The organism is Paenibacillus sp. F024 (assembly GCF_057814255.1).
Genome location: NZ_JBVASZ010000005.1, coordinates 147200 through 166749 on the forward strand (window position 1 = coordinate 147200; position 19550 = coordinate 166749).

General features: G+C 47.3%; 14 protein-coding genes and 1 riboswitch. Of the genes, 6 read left to right on the plus strand and 8 right to left on the minus strand.

Annotation, left to right across the window (positions count from 1 at the left end; genetic code table 11):
- Positions 1-14: 14 nt before the first annotated feature.
- Positions 15-1850: a methyl-accepting chemotaxis protein gene (locus ACZYR9_RS08035; RefSeq protein WP_488977945.1), complete on the minus strand. Its 1836-nt coding sequence runs from the start codon at positions 1848-1850 to the stop codon at positions 15-17.
- Between the two features lie 147 nt (positions 1851-1997).
- Positions 1998-2081, minus strand: a riboswitch (cyclic di-GMP riboswitch).
- Positions 2082-2578: 497 nt separating this feature from the next.
- Here ACZYR9_RS08035 and ACZYR9_RS08040 point away from each other — a divergent pair.
- Positions 2579-3529 carry a helix-turn-helix transcriptional regulator gene (locus tag ACZYR9_RS08040; protein ID WP_488977946.1) on the plus strand — a complete coding sequence of 317 codons (951 nt, stop codon included), beginning with the start codon at positions 2579-2581 and terminating at the stop codon, positions 3527-3529.
- Positions 3530-3630: 101 nt separating this feature from the next.
- Here ACZYR9_RS08040 and ACZYR9_RS08045 read toward each other — a convergent pair whose 3' ends face one another.
- Positions 3631-5085, minus strand: coding sequence for an esterase-like activity of phytase family protein (locus tag ACZYR9_RS08045; RefSeq protein WP_488977947.1), 1455 nt, complete (start codon positions 5083-5085; stop codon positions 3631-3633).
- Between the two features lie 417 nt (positions 5086-5502).
- On the opposite strand from ACZYR9_RS08045, the gene ACZYR9_RS08050 reads away from it, so the two are divergent.
- The 5 genes from ACZYR9_RS08050 to ACZYR9_RS08070 all read left to right on the plus strand — a co-directional run bounded on the left by ACZYR9_RS08050 (position 5503) and on the right by ACZYR9_RS08070 (position 13772).
- Entirely contained in the window at positions 5503-7944 is a 2442-nt protein-coding gene (locus ACZYR9_RS08050) for an RCC1 domain-containing protein (RefSeq protein WP_488977948.1), read from the plus strand.
- 178 nt (positions 7945-8122) lie between these two features.
- Positions 8123-8602 (plus strand): acyl-CoA thioesterase, encoded by a 480-nt coding sequence (locus tag ACZYR9_RS08055; protein ID WP_488977949.1) that lies wholly within the window; start codon positions 8123-8125, stop codon positions 8600-8602.
- Between the two features lie 332 nt (positions 8603-8934).
- A complete protein-coding gene (locus ACZYR9_RS08060) occupies positions 8935-9810 on the plus strand; it encodes a radical SAM/SPASM domain-containing protein (RefSeq protein WP_488977950.1) in 876 nt (291 codons plus the stop codon).
- A gap of 172 nt (positions 9811-9982) precedes the next feature.
- A complete protein-coding gene (locus ACZYR9_RS08065) occupies positions 9983-11899 on the plus strand; it encodes a DUF2334 domain-containing protein (RefSeq protein ID WP_488977951.1) in 1917 nt (638 codons plus the stop codon).
- 319 nt (positions 11900-12218) lie between these two features.
- Complete coding sequence (locus ACZYR9_RS08070; protein ID WP_488977952.1) at positions 12219-13772, plus strand: ATP-binding protein; 1554 nt, start codon at positions 12219-12221, stop codon at positions 13770-13772.
- Positions 13773-13817: 45 nt separating this feature from the next.
- On the opposite strand, the gene ACZYR9_RS08075 is transcribed toward ACZYR9_RS08070, so the two are convergent.
- The 6 genes from ACZYR9_RS08075 to ACZYR9_RS08100 form a co-directional block, all read right to left on the minus strand.
- Positions 13818-14897: a lactonase family protein gene (locus tag ACZYR9_RS08075; protein ID WP_488977953.1), complete on the minus strand. Its 1080-nt coding sequence runs from the start codon at positions 14895-14897 to the stop codon at positions 13818-13820.
- A 99-nt stretch (positions 14898-14996) separates the two neighbouring features.
- Positions 14997-15914, minus strand: coding sequence for a response regulator (locus ACZYR9_RS08080; RefSeq protein WP_488977954.1), 918 nt, complete (start codon positions 15912-15914; stop codon positions 14997-14999).
- A complete protein-coding gene (locus ACZYR9_RS08085; RefSeq protein ID WP_488978015.1) occupies positions 15889-17184 on the minus strand; it encodes an ATP-binding protein in 1296 nt (431 codons plus the stop codon). Before ACZYR9_RS08085 ends, ACZYR9_RS08080 begins: the two co-directional genes overlap by 26 nt.
- A gap of 101 nt (positions 17185-17285) precedes the next feature.
- Complete coding sequence (locus ACZYR9_RS08090; protein WP_488977955.1) at positions 17286-17936, minus strand: amino acid ABC transporter permease; 651 nt, start codon at positions 17934-17936, stop codon at positions 17286-17288.
- A gap of 15 nt (positions 17937-17951) precedes the next feature.
- Positions 17952-18608: an amino acid ABC transporter permease gene (locus ACZYR9_RS08095; RefSeq protein ID WP_488977956.1), complete on the minus strand. Its 657-nt coding sequence runs from the start codon at positions 18606-18608 to the stop codon at positions 17952-17954.
- Between the two features lie 88 nt (positions 18609-18696).
- Positions 18697-19536 (minus strand): transporter substrate-binding domain-containing protein, encoded by an 840-nt coding sequence (locus ACZYR9_RS08100; RefSeq protein ID WP_488977957.1) that lies wholly within the window; start codon positions 19534-19536, stop codon positions 18697-18699.
- Between the last annotated feature and the right edge of the window lie 14 nt (positions 19537-19550).

Genomic DNA, 19550 nt, shown 5'->3' on the forward strand with positions numbered 1-19550 from the left:
TTTTCTAAAAATCGTTATTTAATTTTAAAGACAGAGACGGATTCATTCAAGCCTTCGGCAAGCTGTGCAAGCGACTGCGATGTAGCGGCCGTTTCCTCCGAAGCTGCGGCAGCCTCCTGGCTGGCAGACGAGATGTTTTCAATGGAATGCATAACCTCATTGGACTGGGCGGCCTGTTCTTCGCATGCAGCTGCAATTTCCCCCGCCTTGAGCTCGGTTTTGCTGATCATGTCAATAATTCGATCAAACGCCTTTCCTGTCTCCTCGGATTGGCTTACCCCATCGGAAACGGCCGTTACACTTCTATGGGTGTTTTCCTGCATGCCTTTGATGATCGCCGTAATTTGTTTGGTTGCCTCGCCGCTGCGCTCGGCCAGCTTGCGCACTTCATCGGCTACAACCGCAAATCCTCTTCCCTGCTCTCCGGCGCGCGCCGCCTCAATGGCTGCGTTAAGGGCAAGCAAATTGGTTTGATCCGAGATATCGTCAATGACTTCAATAATCTCTCCGATTTTATTCGAATCTTCCTCTAACCGTGTCATATGCAGATTGACCTGATTCATGCTGGAGATGGAATTTTTGACAATATTTCCTCCATCGTGGGCGATGGCCGTCGTTTGGGCTGCTAATTCCGCGGCCACTTCGGCATTGGCGGCAACCGAATTAATGGCTGCAGACAGCTCGCTGAATAATTCCTGCATATTTTGGGCGGATTGGGCTTGCGCCGAGACTCTGCCGGCAATTTCATCCGTCGTTGCGGAAATTTGCTCCGATGCGGCAGCCACATTATGGGATGAGCTTACGACTCCCCCGATCAAGTCCCGCAGATTATGAACCATATGGTTCACCGATGCGGCTAGCTGTCCCAATTCATCCTTGGAATGAACTGTGATTTCTTCCGTCAGATTTCCGGCGGCGATTTGTTCCGTCGTAAGCATCAATTGCTTCAAAGGAGCCGTAATCGAACGAACGATCCACAACGCTAACATTACACCAATGACAATAGCGATGGCAATAACGGCAATGGTGGTATAGAGAATGCGCTTCGTGGCGTTGGCAATTTCCGACATCTCAATGGCGCCGATAATCTTCCAGCCGGTCAATGGATTAGTGACAAATACCGCCTTGGTGTCCATCCCGTTAAACTGAAATTCCACGGTTCCGGAATCGGATGCGTAAAGCTCGGACACATACGGCTCCGTGTTATCCGTACCCGGTTCAATTGTAGGATTGGTTACGTACTTGCGGTCCCTGTCCAGTATAAACACATACCCGTTCTGGCCGACTTTAATACTGTTCACTTGTTTGGCAAGGTCGGTCAAAACCAGGCTGCCGCCGACAACTCCCGTTTCATCGTCACTGGTTTTCGAAGGGTTCACGGCGATTTGATTATTCGTTGCGGAGAGGAACGGATCACTTACGATAGCCTTCCCTTTATTCTCCGTAGCTGTAATAAACCACGGTCTGGTCCGCGGATCGTAGCCCTCTATGGTCCTGTCGGGAGAAAAGATCATCACTCCGGTATTTGTTCCGAAATATACGACTTCATACTGGGGATTAATCGCCTTATAGGGCTCCAGAATGGCTCTAACCCGCGGGCTGGCCGTTCCATCCACCATTTCGCCCTTGATCTGCTGCGCCAAAAAATCCATGTCGGATAAGCTTTTGGAAATGAGGCTGGTAATTTGATCGTTTGCAGAGTTCACGCTTTGACTTGCGCTTTGCATAATTTGGTCTTCCACCTGCTGCCGCGCTTCCAGATAAGAAAACCAGCCGACGACGCTGCACGGCAGGATTAATATGACTAGAAATGCTGCAATTAAACGGGTTTGAATACTCATTTTCAACATGGGTGCACTGCCTCCTGAACGTAATGATTTGCGGGTTGTTTCCAAGTGGTCCGAGAATCAGATGCTGTGCTTTTCCTCCTCGAATGGAATCTGAACAAAAAAAAGAAGCTGCCCTTGACGAGGTGACGGGGCAGATTCTTGGTCCCCATTGGCGGCCCGGCTGCCATAACATGATGCTGTAGGCCCGCAGCTTTGCGTCCCTGCCTTTCGACAGATTTGCCTTTTTCAATTGGTATTGTTAGAAAATTCGAAAACAGAAAATTACAAAATTCGATAAAATATTTTATATTCCGACAGGCATCTTTTTCCATATTACACACATCGGTGGAAGAGATCAAGTAAAGAAAAGGTTAAAATTTTATTATAATCAGTTATAGCAAGAGTCTTAAGTTCTATTTTAAAAGGAGGTTTATGGAAAGTATTGACCATGATCTAATTGCGAACGCATATTCGAGACAGCCTCATGTCACATGGGAATGATATCCTCTATTGGAAAGTAGTTATCTTGACTTTTCGGAGGGTATCGATGACCAATAAAACAGATAAAATTCAGATCGACATCTTAACCATTTTACTGCAGCTTGGGCTGAATACGGACATCATTCGTAACCTACCGCAAGAGCAGACTAACAACCGATGAAAATTGCGACCTAGGAAGGAAGTTCCCTTGTATTAGAAGAATAAGTAATATACAGGAAAATAGTACTAGATGATTAAGGGGGATGAGCATGATCGACAAAGTCATCCGCATGTTCACCATTATCAACGCCATTCAGGCAAATCCCGGCATTTCGGCATCCGATCTGGCACTCAAAAGTAATGTGAACATTAGAACGATATACCGGGACTTGGATACACTTAGCCTGATCGCCCCGGTTACCAATGACGGGCGGGGAACAGGCTACCGTTTTATGGGTAAATTTTTTCTTTATCCGCTCAATTTCACGGAGCAGGAGGCGCTTGTATTCTCGCTGCTGCCTTCCGTACTGGACAAAGATAAGCTCCCGCCCGGATTTGACACGGCTTACGATAAGGTCATGGCTACCCATTTAAAGGAGAAGTCCAGGCAAAACCGGTTGGTCGAAAACTTGGCCGATATCATCCAAATGGGGACGCCGGCGTATCGCAAAGAAAGCCCGAACTTTCTTCAACCGATCATTGAGGCGATTTTGGAACAGAAAACGATCGATACCATCTACCACACGCAGTACAGGGATGAAACCACCATACGGAAAATAGACCCTTATTATTTGGTGCCCCGTGACCAACGTTTTTATCTGATCGGCTTTTGTCACTTGAAGCAGGCGATTCGCACCTTCCGGATCAGCCGGTTTCAAAAGGTGGAGGTGACGAATCTCTCCTACGACAAAGGAGATTTTAACATCAAGCAATACTTGAAAAATACGTGGACCATTGACCGCGGCGATAAGAATATAACGTTTAAAGTCAGGTTCGCCCCGGAGGTTGCACGATACATCAAAGAAGAGGAGTTATTCGTGCATCCCCGTATGAAGGATCAGAAGGATGGCAGCTTGATCTTTGAGGTTACGGTAAACAACGAAAAGGAGTTCGTCAACTGGATTCTTCAATACGGCCCCAATGCGGAGATATTGGAGCCCAAATCGGTGAGGGAAAGCTTGAAGCAGCAGCTGAGCCTTTGGGTTGAGATGTACAAGTAAGCAGAGACAATTGGCGAATCGTCTCAAGGGTCGACCGCAGCTTCCCGATCGATGAAAATAAACGAACCCGGCAGGCCGGGTTCGTTTATTTATGCAATCGATTACTTCAGCGTATAAGGCAGCTTGAAAGTCCACAGTTCGGTGCCGTTGTCCGGCGATGTGCTGTCCACACCGAAATCGTTGTCGTTGACGAGGACAAGGGTACTGCCGTTCACAAGCGACAAGCCTTCTATTTTCTCGTACGGATAGCCGAATGCTGCCGCATCGAGAACGGTGCGTTTGGCGGGCGGCAGGATGCCGGTTGCTTTCAAATCCTCTATCGACATTTGCTCCAGCGTTTTGCCGGCGTTCTTCTCCTCATCGTACCTGCCGAGGATATTCGTCGCATTGGAAAGGTCAATGGAATAGATGCGTTTCAACTGCGCTTTGTCGCCTGCGTTCTTGTCGCGCTCGTCGATGAGCAGCGTGTTCTCGTTGATCACGACCATATCGGAGATGACGATATCGGATTGCTTCAGATCGGTGAATTGCTTGGCGTCCTCTGCGACATAAGCGTACTCGGCTATCGGCTCCAATGTTGCCAGGTGGAACTTCACGATCCGCAGCTGGCGTGAATTGTCGGCAGTTTTATCCGGATTGCGCAGAGGGCTCTGCATGGCCATAAACATGTATTTACCGTCAGGAGTGATTCCCACGGCCTCGGCGCCGCGGTTTTGACGCAGTTTATTGTACACGGCCGGAAGCATTTCCCGGGCAGGTACGAGCGGAGTGGCTGCTTGAGCTGCCCAGCCTTTAGGTACAATGCGCTCGATCAATGTGCCGTCGCGTTTGACGTGTACGATGGACGGGCCGTATTCATCGGAAATCCAGAACGTATCGTCTTTGGGGTTATAGGCAATCCCTTCAATGTCGAGACCGTACGGGTCGTAGGCCAGCTCTTTTTCCGCTCTTGCATCATAAGGAGCTTCATCGCGGCCCTTGATGTTGGGCAGACCGGTAATACGGGAGCTGCCGCTCACGGGATCTGTGCCGCCAACCTTCAGCGGAATTTGGTCGAGAATCTTGATTTCGCCTTTGCTAATTTCGATTTTATAGATGCTTGGTGTGTAATCCGAAATCGGGAATGTACGAAGCTCTTTGCCGTCGACCGTGACTTGGCCGTTGGGACCGCGGTCGGCTGTCGAATAAAACACATTGTCCGGATCGCCCGGCAGGTGAGTCAGCGAGGAACCAATCCCCATTTTGATCCCGTTCGCTAAATCCGGAGCATTCAGCTTATACTTGCCGATTAACTCCGGTTTATCCGTTAAAGAGACGCTATTGCGGAACTCGTCCCAATCGACATATTTGCCGATCGCTTCTCCGAATGCGCGAACGGGCAAGTAGAGGCTGCCATCCATATTGACTGCCGGGGAAGACGGTGTAATCACTTGCCCGTTGTTCGAGTACATGATTTTTTCAGTGGTTGTACCGTTCATGCTTGCCGCGGATCCGATGCCGGTCCCTGCTGTGAGTGTCAGTGCCGCTATGACAGTGATAAGCCATTTTTTCTTCATTGATGAATCTCCCTTCAACTGGTTACCCTTTTAATAAGGGGATTATATCAATGGATTATTAAATTTAAGTCATGCAGGTTTTGATATATTGTAAAGGGGGAAGAGTGAAAACAATCATTGATAATGATAATTATTATTAATTATAGTGTTGCATTGACGGCGTGACCTCACCGTTTATACCATGTGCGTTGACGTTATCCAATAAAGGAGAACCGCCTCTGTGCATCATCGGTCACAGAGGTGGTTTTTTGTTCCGTTTTTATTTCCAATGAATCATATTGGTATTATAATAGAAATGGAATGATAGGAAATCAGTCCTAAACATGGTAAATTACAATCTTTTTTCCTTTAGTTCTAAGGTTTAATTATGGGCCAAACGCATCATTCATATCATGAGTAAAGGTAGGAATGCGATCAATGAAAAGGGATAAATCCTTAAGTTATTTCAAGCAATTCTGTGTAGCGGTATTATTGATTATTTTGGCTTCACAATGGTATGTTCCTTCAGTTACCTATGCTCAGCTAAAAATGGATCCCGCCGATCATTGGTCTGTCTTCTATATTGATCAAGGGGTACAGAAAGGCTACCTTCCGTTCACGGATTCCATTTCTCCTGAAAAAGAAGTTACTCGGGGGGAATTCTTAGCGTATATCAGTAAGGCAATCGCTTTGAAGCCGATTAAGAAAGCTTCAGATTCGATATGGTACGATCCCTATGTGAGCGCAGCGGTGGAAGCAGGAATTCATAGATATGAAGACTTTACTTCGGGAAACTGGGATTCCAACTTAACACGTAAAGAGCTTATGCGAATGACGGCACGAGCTGTGGATCCATCGCTTGTGAGTGGCGATAATGACGAACAACTGATTTATACCAGCGTAAAGCAGGGTGTAGTCGGAGGAATTTGGGATGGGACATTGGGTCTGGATCTGCCCGTAACCCAAGGATATGCTGCAATGGTGCTGCACAAAATTCTTGAAGTGAAAAGCGGGAAAACATTTGAGCCTGATCGCTCCGCACTCTCATATGCTGAGGTCGCTTATACAGGGACGAATATTAAGGCTGTTTGGGGTGATGCCTTCGATACGGTAAAGCTGCCTTACAAAGTAGATACAATGTACAGAACATCGATTGATTTTACGGTAGACCAAATTTTGATCGTTGATACAACCAATCCTTCGTCAGCGTTTTATTCAAAGTATGCTGGCTTTCAAGAGGCTCGCAACGTCCATGCCGAGTTGAAGCAGAAGGAAAAATACTTGGTCGCCATCCATATCAAGGTAGATGCAGCAGCTGTTCCGAAGGAAAATATGAAATATGTCTACATCCCGCAGATGATTCGCGGCGAAGGCATTCCCGTTTATTTCCAAGGGAATGCAGTGAATGATTATAATCATGGCTTCTTCCGAGAGGGGAAAGAAAACAGTCAAACGGATGGTTGGCTGACGCTCGCGCTGATGAAGGACGAAATTGATGAATACATCAAGTTTGGTGAATTCAACTTTTCTATTGAAGTGACGGCGTCCGGTGTGCATAACGAGCTTACTTTGTTTCATAAAAAAACGATAGAGCAGAAGCCTGTTAAGCTATCCGATCTTCTGAAAGAACGTACGATAGGTGTTCCCTTTCCTTACTATAGAGCGGATACGCCTACGTTATGGACCCCGATTGATATTCAACTAAATGACGGCATAGTGAGCAGGTATCAGGTATACGGAAAATCGGTTTCCGGTTCCAATAATTATTACAGCGAATACGACCGGCTTATGTATTATTGGATGGATGGAAAAGAATATGAGTTAGCGTTTAAGCAGGTTCCGGGCTTATCTATAGAAGACCGAAACAAAATAATAGATCAACTGGTGGCCGGAGATCCGACCGGAGTGGCGAAAATAAATGAGCTGCTGGGCCTTAACAAATTTCAAGAAGTAGATACGCCGCATATTATCGATATATCGGGCAGTTCTAAACACCGATTAGCTTTATCGTCTGATGGATTTGTGTATGCATGGGGCAGTAATGGCGGGGGGCAGCTTGGGAAAGGAGATCTGGAGCCGCTGTTTCCTGCTGTACCCCAAAGAGTTGAGAAATTAACGGATATCGTGGATGTTCATGCCGGTGAAAGCTACTCCTTGGCATTGAAAAAGGACGGTACGGTTTGGGCTTGGGGGAGCGATTTTATTGAGTTTAACCGCGAGCCTGTTGTAGAACCTTTACATATACCGGAATTGGATGGTGCGGTAAAAATTTTTGGTACCAACCGATCGGTTATTGTGCAAAAGGGTGACGGGTCCGTCTGGGAATTTGGGTATCTCTACACTTATGCGGACAAGCTCAGGCAAAAGCAGATTGAATATGTCAATGACGTGTTCTATGATTGGGGTCATTTTGCCCTGAAAGAAGACGGCACTGTTTGGCGCTGGGATACTTATGCCGATTATGCATTTGCCAATAAACCCGATTCGTATCTCAAGCAGCCCAGAATGATTGAAGGGATAAATGAGGTTGTGGCAATCGGAAGAAACGGACAACTGCTGATGGCCAAAAAAGATGGTTCCGTCTGGCAGTGGGATCATTATAGCAATACACTGACTAAGTACGACGCTATCAGCGGAGTAGTTACTCTATCAGGAAGATTTGCTCTTAAGGATGACGGCACAGTTTGGGAACTTATTGCTAATACAGCCAAGCAAGTGGAAGGTTTATCCGGCATTAAAGTTTTAAATCATGGGATTGCCATCAGTGAAGATGGGAAGGTATATAGCTGGGGGTATGACGCAGGAATTCAAGGGAACGGTTCGTTAAAAGAAAGGGATTCCTCCATGCAAGAAGTGAGATGGAACCCTTGGAAAAGGTAAATTCTCCCGTAAAAAAACACAATGAAGCTTCTGCCGCGGCATATCTGATCCGGCTGGCACCTACAGCCAAACCTACCAACAACCCCTGCTTGAATAAGCAGGGGTTGTATTGCGAATACGATAGAATAGAACTAAAATGTGTTGTGTGTACTGTTCCATAGAGAGAGGAGAATAATCTATGAAAAACATATCGTTTGTTCAGCCGGACCCTCAGAGCTGGTTGGAGAAATTTCATTTTTCGATTCCTATTAAAGTCCGTTATTGTGAGACAGACCTTCTCGGACATGTGAATAATGTCAGTTATTTTATGTATTTCGAGCAGGGACGTATTGAATATTTCGAGAATCTCGAATTGACGGAGGATTTGTTTAGCGATAAGACGGTATCTGTCGTTGCGAACCTGGAATGCCAGTATCTGGCCTCCATTTACCTGAGGGATCCCTTGAAGCTCCATGTAAGGGTCGAAGATATCGGCCGTTCCTCGATAGAGTTGGAATATGCATTGGTCGTTAACGATCAGTTAAAAGCAGCCGGACGAGGAACGATCGTGCTAGTGGATACAGCCAGCGGGAAGAGCACGCCGATACCTGACGCAGCTCGTGAAGTCATTCTTTCCTTTGAAGGGTCCGGTTTAACCGTGCCATCCGTTACGTCATAATCCAAGTAATGATTTGTCTGAACATCAAAAGGGCGGCCGGAGCGTGGTTCCGAATGTGAAAGGCGGAACTCATACCGGTCGCCTTTTAACGATTTCCTGCCCAGATCTCCTGCATAAGCCGCTTCACCCGCCGAGATTAAAGCTCTGTTCGTCTATCTCGTCGATGACCTCGATCTCGATAATCCCCCCAAGCTGGTTTGATCTTTTTCCTGCCGGGTGATTTCCCGTCTAGCTGCTTGGAATCGATTAGTCTACTGAAGAAAAACTATTATGCTATAATACAGATATATGGGAGAGATTTTCACAGAACAGATCGGAATGGGGAACCAGTCTTGAAAACATTTAAAAAAGTATATATCGAAATTACAAGCGTATGCAATCTGGCATGCAGCTTTTGTCCGCAAACGGCCCGAAAGGCTAATTTTATCAAGCTGGACACTTTCAATCATATATTGGATCAGATCAAGCCGCATACGAATCATATTTATCTTCACGTGAAGGGCGAGCCTCTTCTCCATCCCAAAATCGATGAGCTGCTCGATGCAAGCCACGCCAAAGGGTTTAAGGTCAATATTACAACCAACGGTACACTGATTCATAAAGCCAAGCATAAGCTGCTTGGAAAACCGGCGCTGCGTCAAATGAACTTCTCGCTTCATAGCTTTGACGGACATGAGGGATCGGAAAATCGGGAAGAATATCTGGCTAACATTCTTTCGTTTGTCCGGGAAGCGGCTGAGCATAAGGTAATCTTCTCGTTTAGATTGTGGAATTTGTCTCAGGATAATGTAACCAATCTGGAAAAGAAAAGAAACCGGGAAACACTGGCCGTACTGGAGAAAGAGTTTAATCTGGATTACAGGATTGAAGAAAAAGTAGTGCCGGGCAGCGGAGTCAAAATTGCCGACAACATTTATTTGAATCAGGATCATGAATTTCAATGGCCCAGCTTACAAGCGCCTGAAGATGACGGAAAAGGATTCTGCCACGCACTTCGAAGCCAGGCCGCGGTACTGGTTGACGGGACCGTTGTGCCCTGTTGTCTGGATGGGGAAGGCGTAATTAATTTAGGTAATATCCACAGCAGCCCTTTCTCGGAAATCGTTGAAAGTGAAAGGGCAAACAATCTTTTCTATGGATTTTCAAGGAGAGAGGCCGTTGAAGAATTATGCAGGAAGTGCGGGTATAGGCAAAGATTTGGCGCTTGAGACATCTCGCGAAAATAAAAATTAAAGCCTGCTGCCCGCCATAGGGTGAAGGATTTGAGGGCAAAATACCTTATGCGTACCATTGCCTATATGAACACTGCACCGCGGCGCATTTCAGCGGCATCAAGCCGGAGAGTCTTATCATCCCGACTTGGAGGGAGTTATTTACATCATGAGGGCTTTCATACGCAACTATAAATGGACTCTACTGTATTTATCCGGGATGTTCATGTTGTGTTTATTAGCGTTGGGTTTGTATCAGTTTCTGTTGGAAAGAGGAGACAAGCCGCCGTCCTTTGCCATGATTCGCTTAGAAGATATTGGTCCAGGCGGATATTATGATTCTTTGGAAGGCTTGGGCAAGTTAAGAGCAGTATTGGAGTTTTTGCATCAGGAGCATATTCATTACAGTATGGCCGTGATCCCAAGATGGATCAATATTCTACCGGATGGAACGCGTTATGACCGTTCTTTAGATCAAACGGGCAGCTCCTATATTCAATCGTTGGATAAGCTCCTGCATCAGGCTGTTGCGGATGGCGCGACCTTGGGCATGCACGGATATACACATCAGGTAGGGAGTATCCGCCGGACAGATGGACATCAGGCGTCTGGGATCGGCAATGAATTTAACGAACCGGATATGCCGGAAACGTCAACAAAGTCCTTTGCTGAGGAAAGGGTAAAAGCAGGACTTCGCATATTTCATCATGCAGGATTGGCTCCCGAGTTTTGGGAAGCGCCGCATTATCATACGACCACGGACCAGGATCAAGTATTTCGTGCTTATTTTGGGCTCCAGTATGAGCCTGATGCAGCCATTAATCCGAATACTTCTGCGGCACAGTATCTTACGGGACTTAACCAAGGCTACGGCGCTGCAACGCTAGGAACGGTTTATGTTCCCACGCCATTATCTTATATTCCTGAAAATAAAGATGAAAAAGCCATACTGCAGCAACTCGGCAAATGGAATCGAATGAATTCATTTTTTTACCACCCGTTTTTGGAATTTCAATATTTGATCCCTGTCGTTGATGATGCGGGGAAACCGGTCATGCGAGACGGGCTGCCCGAATACAAATATCCCGATACGAACACGAGCATGCTCCAGAAGCTGGTAACTCAGATCAAATCCAAGGGTTACCTATTTTACTCCATTCATGATTATGTTCCTTTTACCCCGTCCCAGCGTGTAGAAGTAGGAGAAGGGAACGAGAATGATATCCAAATCGGTGATGTAACGGGCAAAGGCCAATCCGACGTCTTGATATGGAATAAGAAATCCGGAAATATTAACGTTGTCGAAGGCTACTTTAAGGACATGCGCAATGGGATTCAGCCTGTTCCGAAGGTTTGGGCCACCGTTCCTTACACCGACGGTTCGGCATTCACAATTAACGATACGAATGGCGACGGCAAAAAAGGCTTGTGGGTAGTTCACCCGGATGGAAGGCTTGAGAGCTACACTTCTACAGGAACCGCATTTACCCTGAATCAGGTATGGAATATCCCGCCCGGCCAATGGCTTGAGGCGCAAGAGCTGCATCAGCCGAACGGTGATTGTGTGCTTGCGGGACATTCGAAGGACCGCAGTCAGCTATTGGGTGTATATTTGCACCAGGGAATGGCGGAACCGATCACGCCTTACACCTTCACATCGCCGTCCACCAAGGATTGGGCAGTAAAAGAGGTATCCCCCAAAGGCACACAAGGCTTGTTCATGTCGAAGAAGGATACCTCTGACGGATTACAAATTGAATTTGACCCGGCTGTAAAGCAGTGGAAAGCAACAGAGGTACATTTGAATATTCCCGCAAGGTCCGGCCAAATCCGATTTGGCGATTTTAATGGTGACGGCAAGGAAGATATTTTGCGCTGGAATGCGGCGGATTTAACGTATACGGAATACCTTCAAACGGCTGACGATGAGTATACTTTGTTATCCACCTTTGGCCCTTGGGGGAAACGCAATGGCCGCTTGATCATCGCTGATTTCGATGGGAATGGAAGAAAGGATTTGGGTCAGACCACCAATGAAGATCCATATCTCGATGTGGCGCTGTCTTATCAAAGTAAAGAGCATTAGCCCCGGACTTGTTCATTTATTATGAGTATGGCCCGTCTTTCAGCTTATAGGCTGCGTTAGACGGGCCATAGGTTTGTCTGCCTCCGGCCTATGATGCTGTATTTCTTAATTACATAATAAAGTGGAGCCGCGGATGAATGCCGCGGCTTTTTTAAATAGATGTAGGCCCCCGGGTGTTTTTTTTGAACAGCTCAAACTACGACACATGTAAAATTTTGTTGAATTTCGTTGAAGCAATCGATATATTGTTCTTAAGTTAATGTGTAAGCGTATTCTTCAAAAAGTGTGTATGCATCTTAAAATAGGGGGAAAGAAGCCTATGCCGGGCTCGACAAAGAAGGAGCAAGATCGTATACATGCTTTAAGGCGGTATCACATTCTGGATACACCTCCGGATGGTGCTTTTGACAACATTACTGCACTTGCGGCCCAATTGTTTGATGTGCCCATAGCAATCATCAGCCTGGTAGATACGGATCGGGTTTGGTTTAAGTCCCATCATGGATTAGCTGCGCAGGAGGTTGAACGTGTTCCTGGTCTTTGCGCTTCGGTGATTATAAACCATGAGCCTTATGTTCTCACGGATGCAAGCCTCGACCCCCGGTCGCTGGCCAACCCGCTGGTTGCCGGAGAGATGGGGTTTCGTTTCTATGCCGGAGTCCCGCTGACGACCCATGACAACCATAATCTTGGAGTGCTATGTGTTATTGACCTCAAGCCGCGTGCGGTCACCAAACAAGAGATCGATACGCTGAGCACGCTCGCTCAAGTCGTCATGGATGAAATGGAATTACGTCTGGCTGCACGTCGTATTGACGAACTGAATAAAGAGCTGGAGCTGTTGATTCACTCGGCAGGAGAAGGTATTTTTGGGGTTGATCAACATTTACATACGACGTTCTGGAATATCACAGCGGAAAAAATGACGGGCTATTCAAGTCATGAGGTCCTGAACCGGAAAACCCATCAGATGTTTCATCATACGAAAATCGATGGTTCCTGTTATCACGAGGAGGAGTGCCCTATTTACCTTTCCATTAGGGAGGGCGTTACCAAAGAAGTCGTAAACGATATTTTCTGGAGAAAAGACGGCACTTATTTCCTGACGGAATATATCAGCACCCCCATGATTCAAGACGGTCAAGTCACTAGGGCGGTGGTTACATTTAAGGATATTACGGAGCGGAAAAAAACAGAGGAATTATGGATAAAAGCCGATAAGCTCAAGACGGTTGGACGACTGGCTGCCGGGATGGCTCATGAAATTAGAAATCCATTGACAACGATAAAAGGTTTTTTGCAGATGTTAGGCAAAGAGAGCTGCCCCCCGCATTATTTGAACACCATGAAAGAAGAGCTGCATCGTATTGAATCGATCACAAACGAGTTTATTGTATTATCCAAACCGAATGAAGTGAGATTTGAGAAAAAAGAGATGCTTGCTATATTGCACAGTGTAAAAGCATTATTGGATAGCGAGGCCATTCTGAACAAAACGTCGATTGAATTATACCACGACGGACAAGATACCAGGATTTATTGCGATGAGCATCAATTAAAGCAAGTATTTATTAATGTTATCAAGAATGCAATGGATTCCATGCCCAAAGGGGGGAAGGTCTTTATTCAATGTTCGGCGCTGCCAAATAAAGTGCTCCTTCGCGTGATCGATCACGGCTGCGGGATGGATGCTGAACGCGTCAAGCATTTGGGTGAGCCCTATTATTGTACCAGAGAGAAAGGCACCGGATTGGGCTTAATGGTAAGCTATAAAATCGTAGAAGAGCATCGGGGGGAAATGATCATCCAAAGCGAGCTGCATAAAGGAACGACCGTAGATATTCTTTTGCCTCGATATGAGCATGATATATAAAGTTTTTATCACCCTCCGCGGGAGCGGAGGGTGGGGAGAGCGAGTTTAAGCCAACTCGGCAAACTGAATACATACGGGCTTGGACACTTCCAAAACCCTTCCGGCAGGAAGAAGCTTTCCGGTGTCCGCATCTCTGGTAAATGTGACAATATTGTTGGAGTCCCGGTTGGCGGCAAGCAGGAAGCGGCCGTCCGGCGACAGGGCGAAGTTTCGGGGGTGTCCGCCCAACGTAGAGACATGCTCGACTAACGTGAGCTTCCCGGTTAACGGATCGATAGCGTACACCGCGATGCTGTCATGTCCGCGATTGGAGCCATAAAGAAAACGGCCGTCGGGGGAAATATGAATATCGGCACAGGCGTTATCGCCTTTATACGAATCCGGCAGAGTGGATATCGTTTGGATTTCGCTTAATTCTCCTTGCTCCTCATTATAGAAAAACGCGGTAATGGTAGCGTTCAGCTCATGAATGACGTACCCGTAAGACAAGGACGGATGAAAGGTAAAGTGCCGCGGGCCGGAGCCTGGTGCAACCTCGACTTCTCCATGAGGAATCAACCGTTGACCGGGGAGATCAAGCTTGTAAATCAAGATTCGATCCAGACCCAAATCGGAAACAACCGCAAATCGATTGGAGCGGTCGACGAACACGGAATGCGCGCGCGGCCTGTCCTGCACAGGCAGGATGCTGGAGCCCTGATGCTGATGGATATCTGCCGTTGCACCGATTCTTCCGTCCTCCAGAACCGGGGACAGACCGATCATGCCGCCGTGGTAGCTCGATACCATAATACATTGGCGGGAATGGTCCAAGGTAATATGACAGGTTGGCGCCGGTACGGTGTTTTCTTTATTTAAAAAGGCTAATTTGCCGGTGGCAGGGTCGAAATCAAAAGCGGCGGCCGCCCCGCAGCGCTGCCCGTTGGAATCCGTTCCTTCCGTAATAGCGTACAGTTTGTTTCTGCCATGGTCCACATCCAGAAAGGTCGGGTTCTGAAGCCCGTCAGCTTGATCGACGATTTCGAGACCTCCGGTCTCCGTATCGAACAGGCATGCATATAATCCGGGATTGGACGAATCCGCGTAGGATCCTAAGAAAGCAAGCACCTTCTTCTTTTTCTCCATATAACATCATTCCTCTTTCCCTTTATTGTCATAACCGAATTATCGCAAATCCGTTGGCAACAGGCAAATGAGATCCGAAATATACAAAGGAAAGCTGTTTTAATGGCTTGGAGAACGCGCCTCCATATAGAACACATATAGAAATTTTCGGATATTCAACTTGGAGGTCGACGTCTTGCTGTCTTCCTCCAATTCCCGCATCCGATTGCGTACTTCCTGAAAATCGAATAAACGGGAAGCGAAGTATTCAAATGTAGGGTTGGCATAATCGTTTAATCCCAAAGAGGAGAGGTGGGTCAAGGATTGCAGCGCCAAGCGGCGTACGCGCTGCTCCAGCGCTCGTACGTCCTTCAGCATGCTTGCATTCGGCTGATAGCCGTTCTGCTTTGCAACCTGCTCATAAATCGTTTTGAGCGGCGGCAAATCAGGCAGCATTTTTCCGTCCTGTTCCTGCTCTTTCAACCAACCGACGATATGGATCAGGTCAGAGGCACCCGCCTCCCCGGCAATGCCCAGCTGCGGCAATAAGGAGCGCGCTTGTTCTTCGATGGACCTTTCCTTCTGTACGGCAGTGCTTCCTTTGGAATCCGCCATTCCCGAAGTCTCCAGTAAGCTCAACGATTGACGGATGGTTTTCATCGACTTTTCCAACAATAAATGCTCCGATACACGTCTTAAGACGGCAAGAACCTCCAAACGGTTAATCGGCTTTTGGATGAAGGTATCGACTCCCTGCTGGTAAGCCTCTCCGATCATCTCTTTGTTTTCTACCTGGGAAATCATGATAAACCGGCCCTCGTAGCCTTCTTCCCTTAGCGCTTTGACGGTCTCAATCCCGTCGCGGCCCGGCATCAGCAAATCGATGATCACGATTTGGGCATCACGCACGGTTTCCTTGGAGGTTTGCGCTCCATCATCAGATTCTCCGATCACCTCGCCGAGGCCGCTTTCACTAATGATCCGCGATACCATTTTGCGGACGGCAGGGTCGTCATCCACCAGATAAAATTTCAGCATGTTCGGCTTCCTCCCTTTGTATTAAACGTTCCGTCGGAATGCGGATTTCAAACCGCGTTTGTCCCGGCAAGCTGTATACGCTAATGGCTCCCCCCAGCAAGCGGACAATATCGGCGGCATGCGAAAGACCAATACCGGTTGACGAGTTCCCGTCATCGTCAAATTTGGTCGTATAGCCGGGGTGAAAGATCAACTCCAGCTCGTCGGAAGAAATGCCTGGACCGTTATCTGTCACGTAGAATACGGCTGACTCGAATTCGAGATCGACTCTCAATTCAATCCGTCCTTGGGACTCAATGGCTTCAACCGCATTGGAAACGATATTGTTCAACACGGAAAGAAGCGGATAAATTTCGTCGGTGGATAGCTTTACGTCGCATCGGGTATCCAATTTGATAATTTTGCCCAGCAGCAAGCCGTAGTTTTCATTGGTTCTGGCTACCATCGCGCAAAGCACCGAAATAGGGATTCGCTTGGAGAGCATCCGCTCCTGTTGAATGATTTTGGACAAGCCGGAAAGGATGCGCTGGGAATCCTTCTTGAGCTCATGCACATTCTCTGCAATATGGAGCGCTTGCGCTGCGTGAGGAGGAGACAGCCCCTTCAGCTCCTTGGATAACCGGTAGCTCTCCCGGGTAATGTCTTCAATATGGGACATGGATTTTCTCAGATAAAAGGCCTCTTCAAACAAATCCGAATTAATCAGCATTAACCGTTCCAATTCCTGCCGGCGCTGTTCTCCCTGGGCCCTAACCTGGCGAATCGCAAGCATATTGCATAGTCCAACGACAAAGAAGCTGCGAAGCAAGCCGATCAGAACAATCAGCAGCACCCCTTGGAACGATATCATGGATGGCAAATCCTCCCCCATGCGAATCAGCAATTCCGCTCCATTGGAAGCGATATCCGCAATCGCGCCGTAAAATCCGACCTTCAACGGATATTCCACATTGGTTTTTAGTTTTAAAAGGGAGATGACCGCCGCAAACGTAACATAGTAAAAAAATACGGGCATGTGCTGCACAATGCCTTCTGTCCAAGGAATTCCATATAACGAAGCATCCATCACAACGCGGAAAAAGACGATAAACAATCCTGCGGACACGCCTGTCGTAAGGACGGGAACGGAAAACCATAACAATCCGAAGAAATACGCGGCAATGCCAAGCGAAAATCGAAAGTCCCCTCCGAACGGGGTGATTTTCACCTCTCCAAGCAGCGCCGTCGACAAAAGTATGACGATCCAGATGAACAACCTGTGATCCCGCATCATGATTCGCCGCTCCTTTCTTCTCCGGATACCAAAAATACTCTCTCTTCCTATGGTACAGGAAGAAAGAGCATTTTGTCGCGTGGGAAAAGCTTCATGATTTAAGCCTGTTTATTTTCGAGCCTGCGCGAAGCGATCGAAAGCAGGTAATTGACTACAAAATAGAGCAATGCCGCAAACAGGAACGTCGGGATGACGTAGTTAATATTATGACCGTTAATGATTTGCACGTGGTTCATGAGCTCCGGCAGAGCAATGACCACCGCTAAAGACGTATCTTTCAACAGCGAGATAAACTGGCTCACCATGGGCGGAACCATTCGGCGGAGCGCGATTGGAAGAACAATATATCTCAAGGTTTGCGTCGCTGTCAAACCGGAGGAACGTCCTGCCTCGATGAGTCCTTTTTCGACCGAATTCAATCCGCTTCGTACGATTTCGGAAATCATGGCCGATTCGAAAATAACCAGAGCCACTACGGCTGCCGTAAACTTATCCAGCTTGATGCCGACCTCCGGCAGAGCAAAGTAAGTAAAAAAGATAATCAGCAGCAGCGGCAGATTACGGATGGTCTCGACAAGGACCGCGAATACCTTGCTGAGCACCGGTATTTTGGCGTATCGAACGGTACCCACCAGAACACTGATGACAAAACTGATAGCGATCGAGAGGAGAGCTACCTCAATCGTGATCCAAAAGCCTTGCAGCATAAATTGTATATTAACAGGGGACAATGCACCAATAAAATCCATTACGCTTCCCCTCCTTTAATTCCCTGCGTACTTGCGTTCCAGATAACGCACGCCGTAGCTGAGTGGAATAGTCAAAATCAAGTAAAACAACGCAGCAAAGATATATGAACTGAACGTATCGAAGGTATCCGAGTTAATCAAGTCGGCTTGATACATCAAATCCGACGCGGACAAAACGGTAAAGATCGAAGAGTTTTTCACCAAATTCAAAAATTGATTGCCGAGCGGCGGAATAACGATTTTGATGGCTTGCGGCAAAATGATATGCCACATGGCTTGAAGATACGTTAAGCCTGAAGAGCGGGCGGCCTCCATTTGGCCTTTGGGCACCGTCTGAATACCGGCGCGAATCGCTTCTGCGATAAAGGCGGAGGTATATACGGTAAGGGCAACCAACCCGGTGACGAATGGAACAAGGACAACGCCCGTCAGGAGCGGAAGTCCGACCAAAACGAAAAAAGCAATCAGCAGCAAAGGAATATTCCGTAAAAATTCTACATAGGCCGCGCCGAACCATTGAAGCGGCTTAAAGGGGGTAATTCGAAATATGGCAATAATCGTGCCGAGAATAAAACTCGCAATGAGGGATATCACGCTTGCTGCGACGGTCCCGCCAAAACCGATCATGTAGCGGTCAATATTGTCGGTGAGGACCGTAAAATCGATAATCATATCCCTGCTCCCTCCTTACATCCCGTTTGAAAGCATAGAGGAGACCAGCGGCCTGCGCTCATCCCCTCGGCTTGTGTTATTTGGTAGATTATTTAGTCGGTTTTTTGCCGATCCATTTCTCATAGATGGCGTCGTATTGACCGTTTTCTTTCATTTCCTTCAAGGTATCGTTCACGAGCTTAACAAACTCTGCATCGTCTTTACGCATACCAATACCGTACGGCTCTTCCGTGAACGTCTCATCTAATACTTTAAAATTACTGTCCTGCTTTGCCATCCCGAACAGAAGAGCGTTATCTGTCGTCAATGCGTCGCCTTGTCCTGCTTTTAATGCAGTAAATGCTTCGGCATAGGTCTCAAACTCCATAACCTGTGCATCCGGTGCTGCCTCACGTATGTTTTTGGCGGAAGTAGAACCTTTGGCCGTAAGCACCTTGGAAGATTTCGTCAACTCTTTAACCGATTTGATCGGGCTGTTAGCCGGAACAAGCAGCGATTGGCCGGCGGTGAAGTAGACGTCAGAGAAGTCGATCTCTTTCTTACGCTCTTCCGTAATTGTCATCGTAGCCACGATCATATCGATTTCGCCGTTTTTAAGCATGGGGATCCGTGTTTTGGAGGTAACTTCCTTCAGCTCGATCGCGTTCTCGTCGCCGAGCACTTTCTTTGCGATGGCCTTTGCGATGTCGATATCCAAGCCTTGAACCTGGCCGGTAGCCGGATCTTTCAATCCAAATAAATTCAGGTCATACTTCACGCCGGCGACGACTTTGCCGTGTGCCTTGATTTTCGCGATCGTTCCTTGTGCTTCTTTTGCTCCTGGTGTTTCTTGAGCAGCTTGCTTACCACAGGCTGCTAAAGTGCCCATTGCCAATACAGCGGTTAATGCGATACTCGTAATTTTGCCCCAACGTTTCATTGTGTACATCCCCTTTTCCTGAA